The sequence below is a fragment of the Streptomyces sp. AC555_RSS877 genome (assembly GCF_019049245.1).
In the GTDB taxonomy this organism is placed as follows: domain Bacteria; phylum Actinomycetota; class Actinomycetes; order Streptomycetales; family Streptomycetaceae; genus Streptomyces.
Map to the genome: position 1 here is coordinate 1 of NZ_JAGMUK010000098.1, position 2,301 is coordinate 2,301.

At 66.4% G+C, this 2,301-nt stretch carries 3 protein-coding genes and 1 pseudogene; 2 read left to right on the top strand and 2 right to left on the bottom strand.

The window, feature by feature from the left end; translation table 11 throughout:
* Positions 1–222: pseudogene (locus KUM49_RS35255) on the top strand (XRE family transcriptional regulator); the annotation flags it as partial.
* Positions 223–406: 184 nt separating this feature from the next.
* Here KUM49_RS35255 and KUM49_RS35260 read toward each other — a convergent pair.
* Together KUM49_RS35260 and KUM49_RS35265 are read right to left on the bottom strand one after the other, a co-directional pair.
* Positions 407–592: a hypothetical protein gene (locus KUM49_RS35260; protein ID WP_217241037.1), complete on the bottom strand. Its 186-nt coding sequence runs from the start codon at positions 590–592 to the stop codon at positions 407–409.
* A 257-nt stretch (positions 593–849) separates the two neighbouring features.
* Positions 850–1,125 carry a hypothetical protein gene (locus tag KUM49_RS35265; RefSeq protein ID WP_217241035.1) on the bottom strand — a complete coding sequence of 92 codons (276 nt, stop codon included), beginning with the start codon at positions 1,123–1,125 and terminating at the stop codon, positions 850–852.
* Between the two features lie 141 nt (positions 1,126–1,266).
* Here KUM49_RS35265 and KUM49_RS35270 point away from each other — a divergent pair, with 141 nt between their 5' ends.
* A complete protein-coding gene (locus KUM49_RS35270; protein WP_217241036.1) occupies positions 1,267–2,157 on the top strand; it encodes a Ku protein in 891 nt (296 codons plus the stop codon).
* Positions 2,158–2,301 lie beyond the last annotated feature (144 nt).

The following is a 2,301-nucleotide window of genomic DNA, read 5'->3' on the forward strand; positions in this document are numbered from 1 at the left end:
TCCACCGACGACGCCCGCATCCGGCACCTGACCGTCGCCCTGCCGCCCCAGTACGCCGCCCGCCTCTTCGACGCCCAGCAGCAGGGCGCGTCCGACCAGCACCTGCAGGAGATCGCCGCCGAAGGACTCAAGGAGGTCTACTTCCAGGACCACGGACGCCGCGCCGGCAGCCTGGAAGAGGTCCGCTTCACCGACATCGAGCACCTTGAGTTCGACCTGTAGCAGCCGCGCCTCTGGTGACAATCGAGGTCACAACGATGAATGCCATGCGCGGCGGGTGGCGTCGTTGAACCGGTCTACCGGAGAGCCGGCTTTTCACAGAGGGGATCGTGGCAGTGCCAGAGGACGGACACGTCAGAGTCGACGCTGCTCCCCGTCTTGGCGGGGTTGCTTGGCTGCTCGCGCGTCAGGCCTTCGTCTCAGCCAGCCGGCCGGGCGAGACGGGCACGATCTCTATGCCGCTGCACCCGCTAGCCTCCAGCTTCTCGTTCTGCCTGTTGGCGCTCGCCTGGTCGTACGCGACGGCGGAGGCCTGCGGCATCCCGTCGGCGTCGGTCCAGGTGAGCCCGTAGTTCTGCATGGTGATCGTCATGCGGGCATTCTCGCTGGTGGCACTGACATCGCCGCGAGAACTACTTCCGGCCGGGACCTTCCCCGGTGGCTTGTTTGTGGCGCATGCTGTCCGTCCAGGCGCTTCGCCTTCCCCCAGGTGGATGCCCCTGCTGGGCCCTGCCGTTCCCTGTGAGCGGTAGGGCCCGCCGCTCCTCCCGACCTCCCCGCGGGAGGATCGACGGCTGCCCAATACGCGACTGCCCGCCCCCTGATGCGAAGGGGGCGAACAGTTCTGGCTCAGCTGGCCTGCTTCTGCTCCCGCAGTTCGTGGACGGTGGCGGTGAGGGTGCCGTCTTGCTGTTCGTAGTGGGAGAGGGCGACGCCGAGGCCGAAGAAGGTGGGCGCCCACTGGCCGACGAAGATTCCCCACCTGTCGGCGCGGGCGACGCCTGCGCCGGGTTCCAAGTTGAGGCTGCCGGCCCAGCTGGCGATGGAGAGGCCGATGCTGCCGAGGGCGGCCATGTAGGCGTGTTCGCTGCGGATGCCCATGTCGTGCATCTTCTTGATGATCACGGTGTGCTCCGTTCGTGCGGGGAGGTTCCGTGTCCGTGTTCCTCGCATAGCCATCACCTATTCGACGCTTTCGCGTGGATATATGACGAAAATGGTTGTCGCGTAGCATGATCCTGCTCGGGGCTATCGCGGAGGTCTGTCATGCTCCGAACGATTTGGAGCGGCGCGATCAGTTTCGGTTTGGTCACCGTGCCGATCCACGTAGCGAGCGCGACCGAGACTCGCAGCATCCAGTTCCATCAGTACCACCTGGAGGACATGGGCCGGGTGCGCGTGCGGAAGGTGTGCGACCTGGAGGACCGGGAGGTCACCGAGTCGGAGATCGGCAAGGGCTACGAGGTGTCGAAGGACAACGTCATCCCGATCTCTGATGCCGAGCTGAGCAACCTGCCGCTGCCGACGGCGAAGGCCATCGAGATCCAGGCGTTCGTGCCGCTCGACAGCATCGACCCGATCCAGATCGGCGAGGGCTACTACCTCGTCCCCGACGGCCAGGTCGCCGCGAAACCGTACAAGCTGCTGCGCCAGGCGCTCGGCCGGTCGTCGAAGGTCGCCATCGCCAAATACGCATGGAGCGGCAGGGAGCGCCTTGGCCTGCTCCGAGTCCGCGAAGACGTCATCGTCCTGCACGCGATGCGCTGGCCTGACGAAGTCCGCGACCCAGCCGCCGTGGACCCCCCGACAGCGCAGGTGTCCGACGAGGAGATCGACGGCGCGCTCGCCCTCATCGACCGCCTCACCCGCGACAACCTCGACGGACCCGAGTTCCAGGACGCCTACACCGGAGCCCTCGCCAAGGTCATCGAAGCCAAGCGGGAAGACCGCGCTCTGCCTGAGATGCCGGAGCCGGCCGAGCAGCCAGGCCAGGTACTCGACCTAATGGCCGCCCTCACCGAGTCCGTCTCCAAGGCCAAGGCGTCCCGCGGCGAAGCCGCCGACGTCCACGACATGCCGAAGAAGACCGCGAAGAAGCAGCCAGCCAAGAAGACCACGGCAAAGAAGGCGACGGCTCGCAAGTCGAAGAGCGCCTAATTGCTTCGTTCCTCAAAGGACGTACACATATCGGCGGCGTAAGCGTCGTGTGGGCGGTGCTGGTCTGCCCCAGATCCAGGGTCGGGCGCGGGCGTTGAGCTGGGCTGTGGCCACTTCGGTGGCGTGGGTGATGTGGTCGCGGTC